This is a genomic window from Parvularcula oceani, from assembly GCF_000733125.1.
Taxonomy (GTDB): domain Bacteria; phylum Pseudomonadota; class Alphaproteobacteria; order Caulobacterales; family Parvularculaceae; genus Parvularcula; species Parvularcula oceani.
Window position 1 is genome coordinate 38,279 of the sequence record NZ_JPHU01000013.1, and the last position, 19,886, is coordinate 58,164.

10 protein-coding genes are annotated in these 19,886 nt (G+C 67.8%); 5 read left to right on the plus strand and 5 right to left on the minus strand.

The window, feature by feature from the left end; translation table 11 throughout:
• The first annotated feature begins 205 nt into the window (after positions 1 to 205).
• From IE88_RS0113050 to IE88_RS0113070, 5 genes are all read left to right on the plus strand, one after another.
• Entirely contained in the window at positions 206 to 1,192 is a 987-nt protein-coding gene (locus IE88_RS0113050; RefSeq protein WP_031555175.1) for an LLM class flavin-dependent oxidoreductase, read from the plus strand.
• A 167-nt stretch (positions 1,193 to 1,359) separates the two neighbouring features.
• Positions 1,360 to 2,766 (plus strand): sensor histidine kinase, encoded by a 1,407-nt coding sequence (locus IE88_RS17515; protein WP_051882183.1) that lies wholly within the window; start codon positions 1,360 to 1,362, stop codon positions 2,764 to 2,766.
• Positions 2,756 to 3,118 carry a response regulator gene (locus tag IE88_RS0113060; RefSeq protein WP_031555179.1) on the plus strand — a complete coding sequence of 121 codons (363 nt, stop codon included), beginning with the start codon at positions 2,756 to 2,758 and terminating at the stop codon, positions 3,116 to 3,118. The genes IE88_RS17515 and IE88_RS0113060 overlap by 11 nt, the downstream gene beginning before the upstream one ends.
• Positions 3,119 to 3,350: 232 nt before the next feature.
• Positions 3,351 to 4,574: an AAA family ATPase gene (locus IE88_RS0113065; RefSeq protein ID WP_031555180.1), complete on the plus strand. Its 1,224-nt coding sequence runs from the start codon at positions 3,351 to 3,353 to the stop codon at positions 4,572 to 4,574.
• A gap of 79 nt (positions 4,575 to 4,653) precedes the next feature.
• The gene (locus IE88_RS0113070) at positions 4,654 to 5,643 is read left to right on the plus strand and encodes a ParB/RepB/Spo0J family partition protein (RefSeq protein ID WP_051882185.1); all 990 of its coding nucleotides are present in this window, start codon (positions 4,654 to 4,656) and stop codon (positions 5,641 to 5,643) included.
• Between the two features lie 30 nt (positions 5,644 to 5,673).
• Here the strand turns inward: IE88_RS0113070 and IE88_RS17520 are convergent, their stop codons facing one another.
• The 5 genes from IE88_RS17520 to IE88_RS0113095 all read right to left on the minus strand — a co-directional run bounded on the left by IE88_RS17520 (position 5,674) and on the right by IE88_RS0113095 (position 19,862).
• Positions 5,674 to 8,127, minus strand: a complete 2,454-nt coding sequence (locus IE88_RS17520) for an ATP-binding protein (protein ID WP_051882187.1) — start codon at positions 8,125 to 8,127, stop codon at positions 5,674 to 5,676.
• Positions 8,128 to 8,229: 102 nt separating this feature from the next.
• Positions 8,230 to 11,058 carry a S8 family peptidase gene (locus IE88_RS0113080; RefSeq protein WP_031555184.1) on the minus strand — a complete coding sequence of 943 codons (2,829 nt, stop codon included), beginning with the start codon at positions 11,056 to 11,058 and terminating at the stop codon, positions 8,230 to 8,232.
• Positions 11,059 to 11,149: 91 nt separating this feature from the next.
• Complete coding sequence (gene glgB, locus IE88_RS0113085; RefSeq protein ID WP_031555186.1) at positions 11,150 to 13,315, minus strand: 1,4-alpha-glucan branching protein GlgB; 2,166 nt, start codon at positions 13,313 to 13,315, stop codon at positions 11,150 to 11,152.
• Between the two features lie 41 nt (positions 13,316 to 13,356).
• On the minus strand, positions 13,357 to 16,575 hold the full coding sequence (gene treS / locus IE88_RS0113090; RefSeq protein WP_031555188.1) for a maltose alpha-D-glucosyltransferase: 3,219 nt from the start codon (positions 16,573 to 16,575) through the stop codon (positions 13,357 to 13,359).
• Positions 16,572 to 19,862 carry an alpha-1,4-glucan--maltose-1-phosphate maltosyltransferase gene (locus IE88_RS0113095; RefSeq protein WP_202900506.1) on the minus strand — a complete coding sequence of 1,097 codons (3,291 nt, stop codon included), beginning with the start codon at positions 19,860 to 19,862 and terminating at the stop codon, positions 16,572 to 16,574. The genes treS and IE88_RS0113095 overlap by 4 nt, the downstream gene beginning before the upstream one ends.
• Between the last annotated feature and the right edge of the window lie 24 nt (positions 19,863 to 19,886).

Sequence of the window (19,886 nt, forward strand, 5' to 3'; positions counted from 1 at the left end):
AAGTGCCTGTCCGTGTAGACACGAGCGGCCATCCGTCATCGCACGAAGCGCCGGAAAACGCTGTCCGCGATTGCACGAGCGCGGTTTTCCACAAGAGGAAAGGAAGCGCTGGCGGGACGCGCCGGAATCGCCCGCTCACTGCCGCGCTTGGTCCCTGGCGCAGGCTTCCTATCTGCGAAAGCCCGGAGCCGCAGGAAGCCGCGCCATGATTCCCTTTTCCGTCCTCGATCTCGCGCCCATCGCAGAAGGCGGCGACGCCGCGCAGGCGCTCGCCGCGTCCGCCGAACTCGCCGCCCATGCCGAGGCGGAAGGCTATGCCCGCTTCTGGATGGCCGAGCACCACAACATGACCGGCGTGGCCAGCGCCGCGACCGCCGTGGCGCTTTCGCATATCGGCGCGAAGACCACGCGGATCCGCATCGGCGCGGGCGGCGTCATGCTGCCCAATCACAGCCCGCTCGCCGTCGCCGAGCAGTTCGGCACGCTGCACGCGCTTTACGGGGACAGAGTGGATCTGGGCCTCGGCCGGGCGCCCGGCGGCGACATGGCGACCCTGCGCGCCCTGCGGCGCGGCCAGACGGCGAATGACCGCTTCCCGCAGGACGTCCAGGAGCTGCTTCACCTTCTCGCCCCTGCCGAACCGGGCCAGGCGATCCGCGCCGTGCCGGGATCGGGCAGCCGCGTGCCGCTCTGGATCCTCGGCTCGAGCCTCTACGGCGCGCAGCTCGCCGCGCATCTGGGACTTCCCTACGCCTTCGCCTCCCACTTCGCGCCGGGAGCGCTGGGCGCGGCGCTCGACGTCTACCGGCAGAGCTTCACGCCATCGGAGTCTGCCGAGGCGCCACGCTTCATGCTGGCGGTGAACGTCTTCGCCGCGGAGACGGCCGAAGAGGCGCGCTATCTGCGCAGCTCCGCCGAGCAGGCCTTCGCCAATCTCGTCTCGGGGCATCCGGGCCCCCTCCCCCGCCCGGACGGGGATTTCGAGCGCAAGGCCGCGCCGGAGGTGCTGTCATCGGTGCGAAAGGCGCTCTCGGTGTCCGCCACAGGCTCCAAGGAGGAGGTGCACGACCAGCTCGCGGCGCTGATCGCCCGCTACAGGCCCGAGGAGCTGATCCTTTCGAGCAGCATTCACGACCCGGCCGCCCGCAAGCGCTCCTTCAGCATCGCGGCCGAGGCTCTGCGGTCCCTGTAGGGGCGCCGATTTTACTTATGTTGCATCCAGTTTAGCTTCAAGCGAGGACAAAGGCGATCTTCACCTGACGGGAAAGCGGCCATGGCTTCGATAAGTCCGAGGACCGAGATGCATTTGCGCCGAGCCGCATTGGCGCTGGCGGGCTGTCGGCGGGGATCGGCGCTCTCGTGCTGCTGGGCGGCTGGACGTTCGGCAGCGACGCGCTGCGGCGGGTCCGGCCCGATTTCGCGGCCATGGTGCCCACGACCGCTCTGTCCTTCGTGCTTCTGGGGGGCGTCCTGTGCCTGCGCCAGGCCCGCCCCGAGACGGGAACGAGGCTTCGGCGGGCGGCGGGGCTGCTCGTCTTCACGCTGGCGCTGCTCAATCTCGCCGTCAGCACCGTCCTGCATACGAGCGGGCTCGAGGGCCTGGTTCTGTCGGCGAGCGGGGATTACCCCAATGCGGGCACGGCGACCGCGACCGCCTTCTGCTTCCTGCTGGCGAGCTTCTGCGTCATGCGCCCGCGACCCCCGGAAGGACGCGAGGATCTCGCCTTCACGATCGCCGCGACGACGGGGCTCGTTCTCGCCTGCATCGCGCTGACGGGCTACGCCTTCGATGCGGCCGCGCTTTACGAAGTCTCCCTGTTCACCGCGATGGCGGTCCATACGGCGCTGGCCTTCGCGGCCCTTTTCCTCGCGCTTCTTCTTTCGGTCCCGGACCATGGCTGGATCCAGGTGCTGGCGGGCGATGGCGGCGGCAGCGCTTCTGCTAGGCGCCTCCTGCCCGGCACGCTGATCCTGCCTTTCCTCCTCTGCCTCCTCGCGCTCTGGGCGACGGGGCTCGGCGCCTTCAGCGCGAATTTCCGGCTGAGCGTGCTGGCGATCGTCATGATCGTCCTGCTCTCCGTCGCCGTTCTGCGAAGCGCCTTCGTGCAGAACAGGATCGAGGGAGACCTGCACGCCGCGCTCGCAGACCGGGAGCTCCTGCTGCGCGAGGTCTATCACCGGGTGAAGAACAATCTGCAGATGACCACCGCGCTCCTGCGCCTGGGCCGGGACCAGACCGAAGACGCGACCGCCCAGCGCACGATCGACGCCACGGTCCAGCGGGTCGAGGCGCTGGGGATCGTCCACCGCCTGCTCCTGTCGGCCCGCGTGCCATCCGAGGTCGATGTTCAGGATTTCCTTCGCGAGCTCTGCGGCAATATCGCGGGCGCGCATGCGGAAAACGGCGAGCGGCCGCCCATTGCGGTCGAGGCGGAGCGCGGGCGCCTGCATGTCGAGACGACCGTGACGCTGGGCCTCCTCGTCAACGAACTCGTCACCAATGCGCTCAAGCACGCCTTCCCCGGCACCGCCGCCGGCGAGGTGCGGGTCGGCTTCTCCCGCAAGCCTGGCGGCGAAGGGGTGCTGCTCGTCGCCGATGACGGTGTCGGCTACGAGCCCGGCTCCGGCGGCGGGATCGGCACCCAGCTCATCGAGGGGCTCGTCGCCCAGCTCGACGGGCAGATGGATGTCCGCGCCGAACAGGGCACGCGGGTCCTGATCACCATTCCATCCGCTACATTCGAGGACAGAACCTATGATGGCTGAGGCCAGGACGGTCGTAATCGTCGAGGACGAGTTCCTGATCGCGCAGGACCTGGCGCGGCTGTGCCGCCAGATCGGGGTCGAGGTGCTGGGAACCGCGGCGAAGGCCGAAGCCGCGACGGCGCTGATCGAGGAGTCGCGTCCCACCCATGTCCTGATGGATGTGCGCCTCCAGGGAAAGCGCGACGGCGTCGAGGTGGCGCAGGCCGCTCACGATCATTATCCGCAGATGAAGATCATCTTCGTGACGGGGTCGAACGAGCCGCCCACCATGGCGAGGATCAGGGAAGACAATCCCTATCGCATCCTGATCAAGCCGATCCGCCTCGACGATCTCGTCGAAGCGTTCTCATAGCGGCGGCCACCCGCCGCCAAGACGATGGTTGAAGGCGGAAAGCGTCGGGCCGGCGAGGGCGCATTCCATGCCGGAGCGCTTCACGTGAAACAATCCACTCCTGAATGTGGAAATCTTAGGCGCTCTATGCTGCGGTTATACCGGTCATACTGGACCGAAGCGCCGCGAATCGTTAACGCGGACTTAACTTCTGCCTTGGTTAATGGCGTGTGAACGCTGCGAGGAGCGCCCCATGTCCGCGACTATCCGCCCAGAAGATGTCTCCCCCGACAGCGCAGCGCCCTCTCCCGAGAACTCGCTCGAGCAGATCCGCCGACTCGCAAGGGTGGCGGACACGATCATCGGCTCCATGCGGACCCTCGCGGGCGAGCGGGAGCAGGCGAATGGCGGCCGGCGCTACAAGCTGACCGATGTCGCGGCGATGATCGGCAAGTCGGTCGACGCCATCCGGCGCGCCGAGGCCGCCGGACAGCTACCGGAGCCGGAATTCCGGCCCTCGGGGCAGCGCCTCGGCTATTCCCTGGCCGATGTGAACCGGATGCGGGACCATTTCGGGCGCAGGCCCTGGCGGTCGGCGAGCGACGAGCCGGTCCTGCTCGCCGTGCAGAACTTCAAGGGCGGCGTCGGCAAATCCACCATCGCCGCGCACACTGCGCAGCACCTCGCGGAACAAGGCTATCGTGTCCTGATCGTCGATGCGGACAGCCAGGCCTCCACCACGACGCTGTTCGGCTTCAACCCCGACCGGGACATCGAGGTCGAGGACACGCTGCTGCCCTATCTGATCGGCGACCGCGCCGATGGCCTGCATTACGCCGCGCGGGGCACGCATTGGGACGGGCTCGACCTGATCCCGGCCAATCTGGGGCTCTACTCGGCGGAGTACATTCTCTCCCAGCAGGTGAAGGGCAATGTCGCCATGCTGTCGCGCATGAAGACCGGCCTGCGGGAGATCGCCGAGGGCTATGACGTGGTGGTGATCGACCCGCCGCCCGCGCTCGGCATGATCTCCCTTTCGGTGCTTCAGGCGGCCAATGCCATCCTGATCCCGACTCCGCCGAGTTCGATCGATTTCGCCTCGACCGCCGCCTATCTCTCCATGCTCGAAGAGGTGGTCGAGAGCCTGGTCGAGACGCTCGGGCTCGACGTCTCCTATGCATTCGTCAGCCTCCTCGCCACCAAGGTGGTGGAGAGCAAGGGCGCGCATGAGGCGATGCGCGAGGTCATGGGGCGCGGCTTCGGGCGGGACATCCTGCCGACGGCGCTGCTCGATTCGGCGGAATTCGACACCGCTTCGGTCGAGATGCGCACCGTCTACGAGCATTCGGGCGCCAGGACGCAGACCCATAAGCGCTGCCGCAACAATCTCGACGCCGTCATGCGCGACCTCGAAATCCTCATCCGCCGCACCTGGCCCAGCCATCGCCAGTCCCTGCGCGCCGAAGGAATCGCCTGAGAGACGAAAGGGTGTGCACCCGTGCACACCCCCGCCAGACCGCGTGCACCGGTGCACACCCCCAAAAAGGACTCCGCTCATGCCGCCTCGCAAACGCTCCCTCGCTCTCGCCGACGCCATCGCAGCGCAACTCGAAGGCGGAGAGGCCGCGCCGCAGCCCAAGAAGCGCGCCTATGCCGCGACGCGCGAAGGCCTGCTCCAGGACCTCGAAAGCGGCCGCCTGCAGAACGGCAAGATCCGCCTCGTCGACCCGGCGCGCTGCCGCATGTGGGCGCGGCATAACCGCATCTACGACCTCCTGAACGCGCAGAACTGCGCCAGCCTGATCGACAGCATGAAGGCGCTCGGCCGCCAGGAAATGCCCGCCATCGTGCGCCCGGTCGCGAACGACCCCGACCATGATTTCGAGGTCATCTGCGGCGCCCGGCGCCATTTCGCCGTCAGCCATCTGCGCGCCGAAGAGCATTCGGATATCCGCTACCTGGTCGATGTGCGGGACATGTCGGACGAGGAGGCCTTCCGGGTCTCCGACGCCGAGAACCGGGACCGGGAGGACATCTCCGACTATGAGCGCTCCGCCGACTATGCCCGCGCGCTGACGGATTTCTATGGCGGCAACCGCAAGCTGATGGCCGAGCGGATCGGCGTCGACCGGACCTGGCTCTCACGCTTCGTGCGGATCGCGGAGCTGCCCGATGCCGTGGTGTCGGCCTATGGCGATGTCCGCTCGCTCGGGATCAAGCACGCATCCGAACTCTACCCACTGCTCTCGGAGCCGGCGGCGAAATCGCGCCTCATCGCCGAGGCGGAGCGCCTCGCGGGCGAGCAGGAGGAGCGCCGGGCGCGGGGGCAGGCGCCGCTCGAGCCCCGCGCGGTGCTCTCCAGGCTCAAGCGCGCGGCGTCGGGAGAGGGCGAGGCCTCGGCCGCCCGCACGCGCAAAGATGAGAGCGGCAAGGTGCTGTTCCGGGTCGAGGACCGGGCGCGCAGCGTCGTCGTGACCATCCCCAGAGACCGCCTCGCCGCGCTCGAACTCCTGATGGCGGAGCTGCGGGACGAACTCGGCGCCTGATCGCGGGCGCCTCCGCCCCGCGGGCGCGGCTCAGGCGACGTGGCGCTCCACCGACCGCCGCGCGGCCAGCACCGTCTCGATCGCTTCGACGATATGGACCTCGGACAGGGGCTTGGCGACGAAGCCGTCGCAGCCGGCGGCCAGCATCTCGTCCTTGGCGCCCTGGAAGGCATCCGCCGTCACCGCGATGATCGGGACCTCGCCGAGAGGCCCGTCCATGGCGCGGATCTCGCGGGTCGCTTCGAGCCCGTCGAGGCGCGGCATCTGCTTGTCCATGAGGACGAGATCGTATTCTCCCGTCCGCACGGCATCCACTGCCTCCTGCCCGTCCGAAACGATGGCGATGGAGGCGACATGCTTGGCCAGATAGGCGCGGACGACCATCTGGTTGACCTCATTGTCCTCCGCCACCAGCACGCGCAGATCCTGGAGGCTCCGCGGCGAGAGGGGGCGGGCGGGCAGCGGCGGCTGCACGGCAGGACGCCGCGCATCCACCAGCGGCAGGGCGAGGGAGAAGGTCGAGCCTTCGCCGGGCACGCTCTCGACGGCGATCTCGCCGCCCATCAGCCGCGCCAGGCGCCGGCAGATCGCAAGGCCGAGGCCGGTTCCGCCATAGCGGCGGCTCGCCCCGCTCGACGCCTGCTCGAACATCTCGAAGATCCGCTCCTGATCGGCCTCGTCGATGCCGATCCCGGTGTCCTGGACGGCGATGACGAGCCGCTCGTCGCGGCAATGGGCAGAGAGGCGGACGCTGCCTTCCTCGGTGAACTTGATCGCGTTGTTCAGCAGGTTGTTGACGATCTGGCGGACGTGCTTCTCGTCGATGACGGCGCTGGCGGGGCAGTCCTCCACCTCGGCATAGAGGCCGATGCCCCGGTCCTCGGCGGGCCGCTCCCAGAGCCCTAGGAGGCTTTCGAACATCGCCGTCAGATCCGTTTCGGCGGGAAGGATCTCGGTCTCGTTCCGCTCGATCTTCGCCATGTCGAGGAGGTCGTTGACGATGGCGAGAAGGCTCTCCCCCGCCTCGTTCGCGATGCGGATGCGCGGACGGTTCGGATCGGCGGGCGGCATGTCGCGCAGCACGACCTCGGTCATGCCGATGATTCCGTTGAGCGGCGTGCGGATTTCGTGGCTGGTGGCGGCGAGGAAGCGCATCTTCGCTTCATTGGCCGCCATCAGCGCGGCATTGGTCTCGGTCAGTTCCTCATGGCTCGCCGACAGCTCGGCGTTCACCGCCTCGAGGCGGCTGTGATGGCCGCGCTGGACGCGGATGACGATCAGGCCCGTCAGCAGGAGGACGCCGAGGCTTGCGGAAAGAGCGATCACCTTGATGCGCTGCTGCTGGCGTTCGGCCTCCGCCCTTGCCAGCCGGTCGCGCAGGCCCGCGGTCTCCAGCCGCTGGATCTCGAGCGCCTGGCTGGCGAAGTCGAATTCGGCGGCGCTCAGCGCCAGATTTGCGGAGGCCGCGGCGTCCCGCGCCGCCGTGTCGAGCCGCACGAAGGCTTCGAGGTGGTCATAGGCCGCGGCCGGGTCGATGTCCTCGAGAAGACGGCTGCCGAGCGCATGGAATTCGAGATAGCGCGGCGGCGTCTCCGACAGGTCCTTGCCGGCGAAGACCCGCCTGAGATCGGCGAGCGCCTCGGCCTCGTCCCCGGCCGCCGCCGAAAGCTGGGCCCGCACCCCGTAGAGGAAGTCCGACCAGCCCGGCATGTCGGCGCGTTCCGCGATGGCGAGAGCGTTCTCGATGCTCGTCGCGGCATCCGAATAGACGCCGGCCGCCGTCTGGACCGATGCGATATTGGTCAGGACGCGCGCCTGCAGGAATTCGCTATCGAGCGCCTCCGCCATGGCCAGGGCCCGGCGGAACATGGCCAGAGCGCGGCCATGGCGGCCCAGCGCCTTCAGCGCATTGGCCTGATTGTTGAGGGAGGAGAGGGTGAGCATCGGGTCGCCCTGATGCGCCTTTTCGGCCCGCGCATAGTAGTCGAGGGCGCGGGCATAGGCATGGGCGCCGTTGTAGAGCGAGCCGATCGTCTGCAGCACGACGGCCTGGCTGCGGGTCTCGCCGGCCTGGTCGTAGAGGTCGTAGGCCTCGTGATAGTAAGCGAGCGCATCGGCCACCTCGCCGGCCTGCCGGGCGATCCGGCCCTGGGTCAGCAGGAGGTCGCCGCGCAGCTTGGGCGCGAGGAAATCGTCCAGGAGGTCGAGGCCGCGCGCCGCGAAGGCCTCTGCCTCCGAGGCCCGGTTCATGCGGAAAAGCGCCTCGGCGCGCAGCCAGAGAATGGTCGCTTCCTCGACAGCCGTCAGGCCGGGCGTCGCGTTGAGCTCCTCCGCGAGCAGCAGGGAATGGGCCGGATCCTTCATCATGGAGGCCTTCGCCTCCTCGACCTGCGCGCCGATCTCGGCCGCGGCGGCGGGAAGGGCCGCAAGCAGCGCGAAGACGAGAACCGCTCTTCGGGTCGTTCTTTGCAGAAGGCCGATCATTCTTCCCTGCCTGAAACGGGTCGAACCCCGGGCTTACAACCAATGCGTTGAAGTATTCTCAAGAGAATGCGGCGGGGAGGTCCTCCCCGCCGCACGAGGCGTTCAGAATTTCGCTGACAGGGACAGGCCGAGCTGGCCTTCCTCGCGCTCGGCCTCATAGGCCGTCACGGCCGACAGGTTCACTCTGCCGGGCAGGAGGGGAAGCGCGTAATCCGCCTCGATCAGCAGCGGGACCGCGCCGCCGAGCTCCAAGGTCCTGTCCACGAAGGCGCGCTCGCCGGTCTGCCGGTCCGTCACCTCGTAGGAGGAGAGGGTCACCGCGCCGGCGGTCACGCTCAGAGGCTGGCTCGCCGTCAGGGTCAGGCGGTCGCCGGGCCGCAGCAGGGTCCCGGTGCTGGCGCGCAGCGCGAAGGCCCGGCTCTGGACGCCTTCCTCGGCGAGGGCGAGAACGCCGCTCTGCGCCTCGGCCCGGGTCATGCCCGCCGTGGCCGTGAGGCCGAAGGTGATGCCGCGGATTTCCGGCGCTGCGAATTCCGCCGTCACCGCCCGGGTCACCGCGCCGCCCGACAGCGACAGCGCGCCGGCCCCTTGGGTGCCCAGAACGCCGTTGGCCTCGTCGAGGCGCTGATAGGACAGGCCGAACGCGCCGCCCAGAAGCGGCCGGCTCAGGGACAGGCTGGTCGCCCGCGCCTCATAGCCTTCCACCGCGAATGTATCGCGCGTCGGATCGTCATCGAAGCCGAAGCGGCCTTCATGCGGATCATTGGCGCTGACCGCGAAGCTGAGGGCGCCGAGCGCGCCCGCCGGCATCGAGGCGGCCGCATAGGTGCCGCCCGAGGCGAAGCCTGCGACCGGCATGACGCTGCCGGCCTGCCCGCTGACGTCGCGCGCCGCATCGAAGAGCAGCGAGCCCGGCGCATTCGCGCCCGCGCCCAGGGTGAAGCCGAGGCCCCCCTCGCTCGTCAGCGTGACGCTGCCGGTCTGCTGGCCCTGGGCGTCCACACCGGAGGTCAGGGCCAGCGAATAGCCCGGCCGCTCCTCCGTCAGCGTGACCGGCGCCTCTGCGAAGCCCGCGCCCATCGCCCAGTCCTCGAGGCGGCGGTAAAGATGGGACTGCACGGGCTGCCGCCCGCCTGCGGTCGTCACCTGCGTGCCGCTCACCCGCGTCGAAAGGGGAATCGCGAAGTCGCGGAAGGTGTCGCCCACGCTCTCATAGGCATAGAGGACCGCATCCTCGGAATCCGCCAGCCGCGCGAGAAGGCCGTCCGTGATCAGGGCATCGCGCAGGGACTGCGTCCCGATCGTCCGGCCGCCCCGCGGCCGGGTGCGGAAGGTGAGGGCATCGAAGCTGAGCGGCGATTGCGCCGCCTCGACGTTCAAGAGGCCCCAGCCATAGACCGGGTCCACGCCGGGCGCGCCGAGATCGGTCGCGCTGCGCAGCACGATCTGCGCCGTGGTGGCCGCGTGGTTCTCCAGCCACGGCCAGCGCGACTGGAGGAGGGCGACCGTGCCGGTGACCAGCGGCGCGGCCATGGAGGTGCCGCTGAGGCGCCGCGTGCCGCCCGCGCCGTCATCGGTCAGGATGAGCTCGCCCGGCGCGACGAGGAAATGATCCATCAGCCGCTCGCCCGGGCGGCAGCCGAAGAAGCCGGTCATGCACGCCGTTCCGGGGCGGTTGGAGAAGTCGGAGATCTCTCCGGCGGCATTGACGCTGCCCACGAGGAGCAGGCCGTCATTGGCGCCGCTGTTCCACCAGAAGCTGCTCTTGCCGAGAGCGCCGTCATTGCCCGCGGCCTTGACCACGACGAGGTCGTCATAGCGCATTTGCGGGCTGAGCGCGTAGGCCCAGTCCTGGTCGAGGACCTGGTCCTCGACGCCCAGCGACAGGTTCACCACATGGGCGCCTTCGCGGCGCAGCTTGCGCAGGCCGCGCGTGACGTCCCACCAATTCGTGGTGCCGGTCTCGTCATAGGGATTCCAGACGGCGAGGTCGGCATTCGGGACCATGCCCATCGTGCCCTGCCAGTCATGCGGGGCGGCGATCAGCGAGGCGACGGCGGTGCCGTGGCCGGTCGCGACATTGTCGAGATCGTCGACATAGCCGCCAGAATAGGTCACGCGGCCCAGCGTGCTGGCGCCCGCGCCGATCGTGCTGTCGATGAGGCCGATCACCGGCCTGTGCCCGCTGTTCTGTTCCTGGGCGAGGCGCGGCGACCAGCCGACCATCCCCATCCACCAGTCGAAGCGGTCCCGGCCGGAATAGTTCATCAGGCCGTCGTAGAAATCGAGGAAGAAGCGGCTGCGCGCGCGCGGGGAGAGGGCGCCGAGCGTCGCAGGCTCCGAAAGGTCGATGCCGTAGCGGGCCAGGAGCGGGTCGACGAAGGCGTCCTGATAGGCCGAGCCCGTCCGCACCTCGATCGCCTGGCCGAAGACGCCCTCGGCTCTGTCGAAGAGCTCGCCGAGCTTTCCGGCGGCCAGACTCACCTCGTCATCGGTGAAGACGCGGTCCATGGTGCCGTCCCAAAAGGGTTCGATATCGCCCCAGAACGGTTCGATATCTCCCCAGAAGGGCTCGATATCACCCCAGAAAGGATCGATGTCCCCCCAGCGCGGGTCGACAGTGCCGAACGGATCGATGTCTCCCCAGAAGGGCTCGATATCGCCCCAGAAGGGATCGATGTCCCCCCAGCGCGGGTCGACGGTGCCGAAGGGATCAATGTCTCCCCAGAACGGCTCGATATCGCCCCAGAAAGGCTCGATGTCCCCCCAGAACGGTTCGATATCGCCCCACTCGGCCTCGATGGCAAAATTGCTGCTATTGCCGACGGGCCCCATATCCGCGGCCGGATAGGCGACCAGGGCCTCTTGAGCGCCGGCGGACGCCGACAGCAGCGCAAGAGCGGCGACCCCGGTGGAGAGAACAGATTTCATTGGATTGGCGATCCTCGATAAACAGTCGAGGATCATGAAACCCAATTCATGTTTACCCGCCGCAAACGAACGTGGTTAACGGCGGGTAAGCTTATGCCTCCGGTGTCAGGAAGATCGTCGCCAGCGGCGGCAGCGTGATCTTCAAGGACTGGTTCTGGCCGTGGCGCTCCTCGGGGACCGCCTCGGCCTCCGCCTCTCCGACATTCGAGCCGCCATAGCCCGCATCGTCGGTCGACAGGATGCGGCGCCAGCGCCCGCCGCAGGGCACGCCGAGCGCGTAGTCCTGCACGACATTGGGCGTCATGTTCGAAATGACGAGCACCGGATCGGTGCCGCTCTCCCCGTGGCGCAGGAAGGCGAAGACGGAATTGTCGCGGTCGTCGCCAACGATCCACTGGAAGCCCTCGGGCTTCGTGTCCCGCTGATGAAGGCCGGGATATTTCCGGTAGACCGCGTTGAGGTCTGAAACGAGCTTTTGCAGCCCCCTGTGCTCGGGCGCGTCGAGCAGGTGCCAGTCGAGCGACTGGTCGTGGTTCCACTCGCGCTCCTGCCCGAACTCGCCGCCCATGAAGAGAAGCTTCTTGCCGGGATGCCCCCACATGAAGCCGAAATAGGCGCGCAGATTGGCGAATTTCTGCCAGCGGTCGCCGGGCATCTTGCCGAGCAGCGAGCCCTTGCCGTGCACGACTTCGTCATGGCTGAGCGGCAGGACGAACTTCTCGGAGAAGGCATAGACCAGGCCGAAGGTCATCTGGTCGTGGTGATGCTTCCGGTAGAGCGGATCGGTCTGCATGAATTGCAGCGTGTCGTGCATCCAGCCCATGTTCCATTTGTAGTCGAAGCCGAGGCCTCCTTCCTCGGTGGGCTGGGACACGCCGGGCCAGGCGGTCGATTCCTCCGCGATGGTGATGATGCCGCCGAAATTGGCGTGGCCGGCGAAATTGGTCGACTGCAGGAACTCGATCGCTTCGAGGTTCTCGCGGCCGCCATATTTGTTCGGCACCCACTGATCCGCCTCGCGCGAATAGTCGAGATAGAGCATGGAGGCGACGGCATCGACGCGGATGCCGTCGATCCGGTAGCGGTCGAACCAGAACAGGGCGTTGGTCGTCAGGAAGTTCGCGACCTCCGTGCGCCCGAAATTGTAGATCAGCGTGTTCCAGTCCTGATGGAAGCCCTGGCGCGGGTCCGCATGCTCGTAGAGATGCGTGCCGTCGAACTCGCCGAGGCCGTGCACATCCGTCGGAAAGTGCCCCGGCACCCAGTCGAGGATCACCCCGATCCCCGCCTCGTGGCAGGCCTCGACGAGGCGCCCGAACGCATCCGGATCGCCGTGGCGCGAAGTCGGCGCGTAAAGGCCGATCGGCTGATAGCCCCAGGAGCCGTCGAAGGGATGCTCGGAAACCGGCAGGAATTCGAGATGGGTGAAGCCCATCTCGGTCGCGTAAGGGATCAGGCGCTCGGCCAGCTCGTCATAGGTCAGATAGGCATTGCCGTCGCCGCGCATCCAAGAACCCAGATGCACCTCATAGACCGAGACCGGCGCGTCGATCGCGGCGCGGGCCGCCCGCTCGCGGGTCCAGTTCGCATCGGGCGCCAGCGCCGGCGGCTCGTGCACGATGGAGGCGGTATTGGGCCGCATCTCCATCGAGAAGGCGTAAGGGTCGGCCTTGAGCGGCAGGAGGCGGTGATCGCCCGAGAGGATCTCGTATTTATAGGGCACGCCCTCTTCGAGGCCGGGCACGAAGATCTCCCAAACGCCGCATTCGCGGCGCGCGCGCATCGGGTGGCGACGGCCATCCCAGTCATTGAAGGCGCCGACGACCGAAACGCGGGCCGCGCCCGGCGCCCAGACGGCGAAGCTCACGCCGTCCACGCCTTCGTGCTTTCGCGGATGCGCGCCCATCACCTCATAGGCGCGCTGATGGCGGCCCTCGGCCAGAAGGTAGACGTCGAACTCACCGAGGAGCGGGCCGAAGCGGTAGGGGTCTTCTATCTCATGGCGCTGCCCGCCCGCTTCCCAGGCGATGCGGTAGCTCTCGCGCAGACCGTTATGCGGGGCCTCGAAGACGCCCTCGCCGTGAATGCGCGCCATCTCCGTCTCGCGGCCCTGCATCAGAAGGAAGGCGCGCTGCGCCTGGGGCAGGAAGACCCTCACCACCCCGTCATGCGGTCCGAGAATCGCGAAGGGATCGCCATGCGTGGCCGAAGCGAGGGCCTGGAAGGCCGGGTCGAGTGGGGAACCGGAAGCGTCCATGGGGAGGCTCCTTTCGAGATCGAATGGAGGAGGGGAGGGCCTCAGCCCTCCTCTCCGTCGAGAATGCTCAGAACGCCGCCCGCGGGGATCGGCAGCCAGTCGGGGCGGTTATCCGCCTCGTAGCCGACCTCGTAGAGCGCCTTTTCGAGCGTGAAGAAGCGCAGGAGCGCGTGCTCATAGGCATGGTCCGGCTCGCGCACGCCCGCCGCTTCGACGGCCGCGTAATAGCCCTTGAGGAAGCCCATGCCCGCCTCGTCGCGCCAGCGCAGCGCCTCGGCCTGCGCCTCGCCCGCATCGACGAGGCCCGCTTCGATCGCCCGGCGGGCGGCGAAGGCGGCGGCATAGTCGAAGCTGCGGATCATGCCAGCGACATCGCGCAGGGGCGAGGTCTTGCGCCGGCGGTCGGCCAGCGCCCGCCGCGGCTCCCCCTCGAAGTCGAGGACGTAGAAATCGTCCTGCGCGACGAGGACCTGGCCGAGATGCAGGTCGCCGTGGACGCGCGTTTTCACGCCCTTCGGCTCCATCGCGGCGACGGCGTCGATGACGCGGAAGATGTCGTCCCTGCGGGCCCGCAGGGCGCCCATGTCCTCGTCCCGTCCGGCCGCCAGCGCCTGCTCGGCGAAGGCCCTGGCCCCGTCGCGCCAATGGGCGAGGTCGTCCTTCGTCACCTGTTCGGGCGCGAAGGCGGGATCGTCGGTCTCGGTGCGGAAGGCCGCATGAAGCTCGCCGATCCTGCGGCCCAGCGTGCGGAAGGGGTCGTGCACGGGCGGAGGCGGGAAGTCCGCCTCGTTCCTGACGCCGTCCTCGCCGACATGCTCGGCCTCGAGCCGCCGGACGAGATTGTCCGTGAAGCGGGTCCAGGCATCGCCCTGGTTCTCGACGAAGGCATGCAGCACCATGAGCGCCGTGCTGTCGTCCGGCGTGTCGCCAGCGATCTCGGCCCAGCCCAGAAGCGCGGGGCTGTGCTCATAACCTGCCACTTCGGTGAGGAAGCGGCTCACCTCGACCTCGGGGTGGATGCCCGAATGAAGCTGGCGGATGCCCTTGAGGATCGCCGTGCGGCCCATCATCACCGAGGAATTGCTCTGCTCGCCGAGCAGGCGGCGCACCTCGGCGTCCTCGGCCAGCTCCGCCTCGTCGAGGCGCCGCGTCTTGCGGAACTGCACGCGCCCGGCCGTGGCCTCCTCGCGCATGGCGTCGAGCGCGGCGCATGCGAGGCTGTCATCGGACAGCGCGTCGTAAAGCGGCATGACCTCGGCCGTGCGCCGCAGCTTCGCCACCCAATAGGCCGGGATGGGTCCGCCGCTCTCGTCGTCGGGCGCGGTCAGCGGCACGAAATAGCGCGTCTGGCTGTCGCCCGCCGCCACGTCTGCCGTCAGCAGGTGAACGGGCTCCTTGCCGCCGCCGATGGCGCCGATCTCGTGGATGCGCACGCTGTCGATCGTCTCGCTCTTGGTCGCGAACCAGCGCTGATTGGGCAGGAAGGCCCGGAGGCTGTCGCCCTCCAGCGTCTGGCGCGCCGCGCCCTGATCGAGACGGGCCTCGCCCTTGCGCAGGACGGCGGTGGCGAGATCGGGAATCTGCTCTGGCAGGGCTTCGTGCCATGAGGGCATCTCGGCCTCCTCTGTCAGCCGGAACCAGTAGAAGCCGTAGCCCGGCATGGTGAGAAGATAGGGAAGCTGGCCGACCGGCGGGAAAGCGGAGCGCCCGGCGAGTTCCACCGGCACGGCATGCTCGAATTCCTGAAGGTCGAGTTCCACCGACTGGGCGCGGCTCGACAGGTTGACGACGCAGAGGATCGTCTCGCCGTCATGCTCGCGCAGATAAGCGAGGACGCGCCGGTTGCGCGGCATCAGGAACCGCAGGGTCCCCCGGCTGAAGGCCTTGAGGTTCTTGCGGATGGCGAGGGCGCGGCGGGTCCAGTTGAGAAGGCTCGCGGGGTTCGCCGACTGCGCCTCGACGTTCACCGCCTCGTAGCCGTAGATCGCATCGCGGATCGGCTGGCTGTAGAGCCTTTGCGGATCGGCGCGGGAGAAGCCGCCATTGCGGTCTGGCGACCATTGCATGGGCGTCCTGACGCCGTCGCGGTCGCCCATATAGATGTTGTCTCCCATGCCGATCTCGTCGCCGTAATAGAGGACCGGCGTTCCGGGCATGGAGAGAAGGAGCCCGTTCATCAGCTCGATCTTGCGGCGGTCATTCCCCAGGAGCGGGGCGAGCCGCCTGCGGATCCCCAGATTGATCCGGGCCCGCTCGTCCTCGGCATAGGTGCGCCACAGATAGTCCCGCTCCTGCGAGGTCACCATTTCGAGCGTCAGCTCGTCGTGATTGCGCAGGAAGATCGCCCATTGCGTCCCTTCGGGGATCTGCGGGGTCTGGCGCATGATGTCGGTGATCGGGTGGCGGTCCTCCTGCGCCACGGCCATGTACATGCGCGGCATGAGGGGGAAGTGGAACGCCATGTGGCACTCGTCGCCATCGCCGAAATATTCCGCCGTATCCTCCGGCCACTGATTGGCTTCGGCCAGCAGCATGCGGTCGGGCCAGCGGGCATCGACCTCCGCGCGGATCTTCTTGAGGATGTCGTGGGTCTCGGGAAGGTTCTCGTTGTTCGTGCCCTCCCGCTCGATGAGATAGGGGATCGCGTCGAGCCGAAGGCCGTCCACCCCGGCTTCGAGCCAGTAATGCATCGTGTCGATGACCGCCTTGAGCACTTCCGGATTGTCGAAATTGAGGTCCGGCTGGTGGTGGAAGAAGCGGTGCCAGTAATATTGCTGGGCCACCGGGTCCCAGCTCCAGTTGGAGGGCTCGGTGTCGAGGAAGATGATCCGCGTCTCGGGGAATTTGTGCGGATCGTCCGACCACACATACCAGTCGCGCTCGGGGCTGCCCTTGGGGGCGCGCCGCGCCCTCTGGAACCATTCGTGCTGGTCCGAAGTGTGGTTGATGACGAGCTCGGTGATGACCCGCAGGCCCCGCTCATGCGCCGCCTCGATGAACTCGCGCAGATCCTCGACATTGCCGTAGGACGGATTGACGCCCGAATAGTCGGCGATGTCATAGCCGTCATCGCGCAGAGGCGAGGGGTAGAAGGGCAGAAGCCAGATCGCCGTCGCGCCGAGCTCCTGAATATAGTCGAGCTTGGAGGTCAGGCCGCGGAAGTCGCCGATCCCGTCATTGTTGGAATCGGCATAGGCCTTCACATGCGTCTGGTAGATGATCGCGTCCTTGTACCAGTCGGTTTGCGTGCGATCGATCATTCCTCACCCCTCAAATCATTATACAGCGCCGGCGCGTCGTCTTTTCTCGGTCCGAACAGCTGGAAGGCTGCATAGGGCCGGTCGGGCCCCAGCGTGATGTCCTGCATCTTGCCGTGCCAGGTGAAATCGTTCCCGCTGACGAGGTCGCGCGCGGCGATCGAGCCGTCATCGGGCAGGCCGAACTCCCACAAGGGCAGCTCGCAGGAGGCGCGCCGCTCGCGCTCATAGTCGAAGGTGACCGCGAACAGGAGATAGTCGGACAAATCCGGCGTGCGCTTTGCGAACCAGATCACCTGGTCGTTCCACGCCGTCAGGAAGCGCACGGTGACATGGTCCTGAAGCGCGGGATGGCGCATGCGCAGCCGGTTCAGGAGGCGGATGTCGTCCTTGATGTGCCCCGGACGGTCCATGTCCCAGACGCGGATCTCGTATTTCTCGGAATCGAGATATTCCTCCTTGCCGGGCAGGACCGTGCTCTCGACGATCTCGATGCCGTTATAGAGGCCGTAGGAGCTGGCGAGCGTCCCTGCGAGCCAGGTTCGCGCGATATGCGCGGCCCGGTTGTTCGTCTGGAGCGGGATCGGATTGATGTCCGGCGTATTGACGAAGAAGTTCGGGTTCATCACCTCGCGCGTGTCCGTTTCCGTCAGCTCACGGACATATTCGGTCAGCTCGTGCTTGGTGTTCCGCCAGGTGTAATAGGTATAGCTCTGCGTGAAGCCGAGCTTGGCGAGGCGCTTCATCACCTTGGGCCGGGTGAAGGCCTCCGACAGGAAGAGGGCGTCGGGGAAGCGCGCCTTCACTTCGGCGATCATCCATTCCCAGAACGGATAGGGCTTGGTATGCGGATTGTCGACGCGGAAGATCCGCACCCCCCGCTCGCACCAGAACAGGACCACGTCGCGCAGCGCGTACCAAAGGCTCGGCAGGGCATCGCGGTAGAAGTGGACGTTGACGATGTCCTCGTATTTCTTGGGCGGGTTCTCGGCGTATTTGATCGTGCCGTCTGGCCGCCAGTCGAACCACTCGGGATGCTCCTTGAGCCAGGGGTGGTCGGGGCTGCACTGGATCGCGAAATCGAGCGCGATCTCCAGGCCGTGCTCGGCCGCGGCCTTCACCAGCCGGTCGAAATCCTCGAGCGTGCCGAGTTCGGGGTGAATCGCGTCATGGCCGCCCGCCTCAGAGCCGATGGCATAGGGGCTGCCCACATCGTGCTCGTCGGGCGTCAGCGTGTTGTTCTTGCCCTTCATGTTGGTCCGCCCGATCGGGTGGATCGGCGGGAAATAGAGGACGTCGTAGCCGAGATCCTTCACGTAAGGCAGCTTGGCGATGACGTCGTCGAAATTGCCGTGGCGATCCGCACTGCCCGACTGGCTGCGCGGAAACATCTCGTACCATGACGAGAAACGCGCCTGCCGGCGGTCGACGACCACCTCGAAAGCGTCCGAACGGGTCGCGCCATTGCGCTCGCCATGGCGGCGGATGAGCTCCTTGAGGCCGGGCATGGTCAGGACGGCCATCAGCGCATCGGTCGCATCGCCGGCCTCCTCGAGGCCGTCGGTCACCGCCTGGGCGAGACGCTTTTCCTCCGCGTCGAGCTTGTTCGCCTTGGCATGGTCGAGCGAGCGCAGGACGATGCTCCGCCCCTCCATCGCCTCGAGCGCGATGTTCTGCCCCGCGCCCTGCTTCTTCTGAACCTCGGAAAGCCAGCTCGCATAGAGGTCGCGCCAGGCTTCGATCTCGAAGCGGGCGCGGCCCATGCGGTGCAGCACGGCCTCGCCCGACCAGCGGTCATTGACGCCCTTCGCCATGGGATGGCGCGAAGGCTGCTTGTCGCCATGCTCGGTCAGGAGAATGTCCGCGGCCAGAATGTCATGGCCGTCCGCGAAGATGTCGGCGCCGACGACCAGTCGGTCCCCGACGATGCGCTTGGCCGGGAAGCGCCCGCCATCGATCACCGGATGGATGCTCTCGACCGCCACGCGCGCATGGGCCAAGACTTCGAGCGTCTTGGCGGCGGCCCTGTCGGGTGGCGCCTTGTCGTTTTTCGTGGTGCGGGTCTCGCCGCGAAGGAGCCCCGTGCCCGAGGCCGGCTCGAAGGCGTCGAAGCGGGCGCTGGCCACTGTCAGCACGTCCCCCTCCTGGGAGGGGTTGGCGAGGGCGAGCGCCTGGCCGGCGAAGCGCGGATCGGTGTCGGTGCGCAGGAGCGCGCCGTCCGCGCCCGCGCGCAGGAGCGGGCCTTTCTCGTCCAGCCATGCCGTCTGCGCCCGCAGGGCGAGAAGGCTCCGCAGCGCGTCCGCAAAGCCCTCCGCCGCCTTCTCGATCAGGCGCTGCGGGACCAGCACGGCCTCCGATGACAGGATCGCCCGCGCCGTTCTTCGCGCAGCCATGCCGGCAAGGTCCTCGCTGCCGGCCCGCCCGGCGAGATCGTCGCCTTCGGGCGCTTCGGGAAAGCCGATCGTCCTGGTCGACAGGGTGTCGCGCTGGTCGAGGAACCAGCTGGCGCGGCCGTCCCACCATGCGCCGGAATCCAGAAGATAGTCGAAGCCAGCGCCATCGGCGGCCTGCGTCGCGGCGAAGGCGCCGCCGAGGCCGTCGCCGATGATGCAGGCATCGTCCTTCTTCGCGCGCAGGGCCGACACGACCGCCTGCCACAGCGAGGGCGATCCGTGCTGGAGGTCGGGGATGCGCACGCCGGCTGCGCCCGCTTCGAAGAGGGGGGCCGCGCGGCCGGCGATCCACTGCGCCAGCGCCTCGTGCAGTTCGGGCCGCTCGGCCAGCACGCGGCGCACGTCGCGATTGCCCGGCTGGCGCGGATCGGCCGCCGCCTGCTCCGTGCCGGCGCCCGGTTCGAACCAGCCCGGCTGCTCGCGCAGGAGCGGCGAGGCCATGCTGTGGCGCAGCCAGGGAATGTCCACGAGAACCTTCAGGCCGGATGAGGCCGCCTCCCGCACGGCGTCCTGCGCCCCCTTTTCGGCGACATCACGCACCGGCCGGTCCACGGGGCCGAGAGGAGAGATGAGCACGGCGTCGAAGCCGAGCGCCGCCGCGTCCTCCCGCACCGTCTCGCTTCCGGCGAAGAGAATGCGCGGGGCGGAGGAGGCCTGGGATTGCGCCTGCGCCTCCGGCTTGGCTTTCTTCGGCGCCTTGGCCTTCGCGGCCTTCGACCGCGCAGGCTTGGCCGCGCTTCCTTTCGGCGTCGCCTCGGGCTTTACGGCTTTGCGCCCGGTCTTGCGAGCGGACTTGCGGGGCGCCCCTGGCGCTTTGGTCTGCTGTGTATCGCTCATACATATCGGTACACGCGAGACGAG

Coding starts and splice junctions, on each gene's coding strand:
- IE88_RS17520 (WP_051882187.1), bottom strand. CDS start 8,127: ATGATCGGCCTTCTGCAAAGAACGACCCGAAGAGCGGTTCTCGTCTTC.
- IE88_RS0113095 (WP_202900506.1), bottom strand. CDS start 19,862: ATGAGCGATACACAGCAGACCAAAGCGCCAGGGGCGCCCCGCAAGTCC.
- IE88_RS0113065 (WP_031555180.1), top strand. CDS start 3,351: ATGTCCGCGACTATCCGCCCAGAAGATGTCTCCCCCGACAGCGCAGCG.
- glgB (WP_031555186.1), bottom strand. CDS start 13,315: ATGGACGCTTCCGGTTCCCCACTCGACCCGGCCTTCCAGGCCCTCGCT.
- treS (WP_031555188.1), bottom strand. CDS start 16,575: ATGATCGATCGCACGCAAACCGACTGGTACAAGGACGCGATCATCTAC.
- IE88_RS0113060 (WP_031555179.1), top strand. CDS start 2,756: ATGATGGCTGAGGCCAGGACGGTCGTAATCGTCGAGGACGAGTTCCTG.
- IE88_RS0113050 (WP_031555175.1), top strand. CDS start 206: ATGATTCCCTTTTCCGTCCTCGATCTCGCGCCCATCGCAGAAGGCGGC.
- IE88_RS0113080 (WP_031555184.1), bottom strand. CDS start 11,058: ATGAAATCTGTTCTCTCCACCGGGGTCGCCGCTCTTGCGCTGCTGTCG.
- IE88_RS0113070 (WP_051882185.1), top strand. CDS start 4,654: ATGCCGCCTCGCAAACGCTCCCTCGCTCTCGCCGACGCCATCGCAGCG.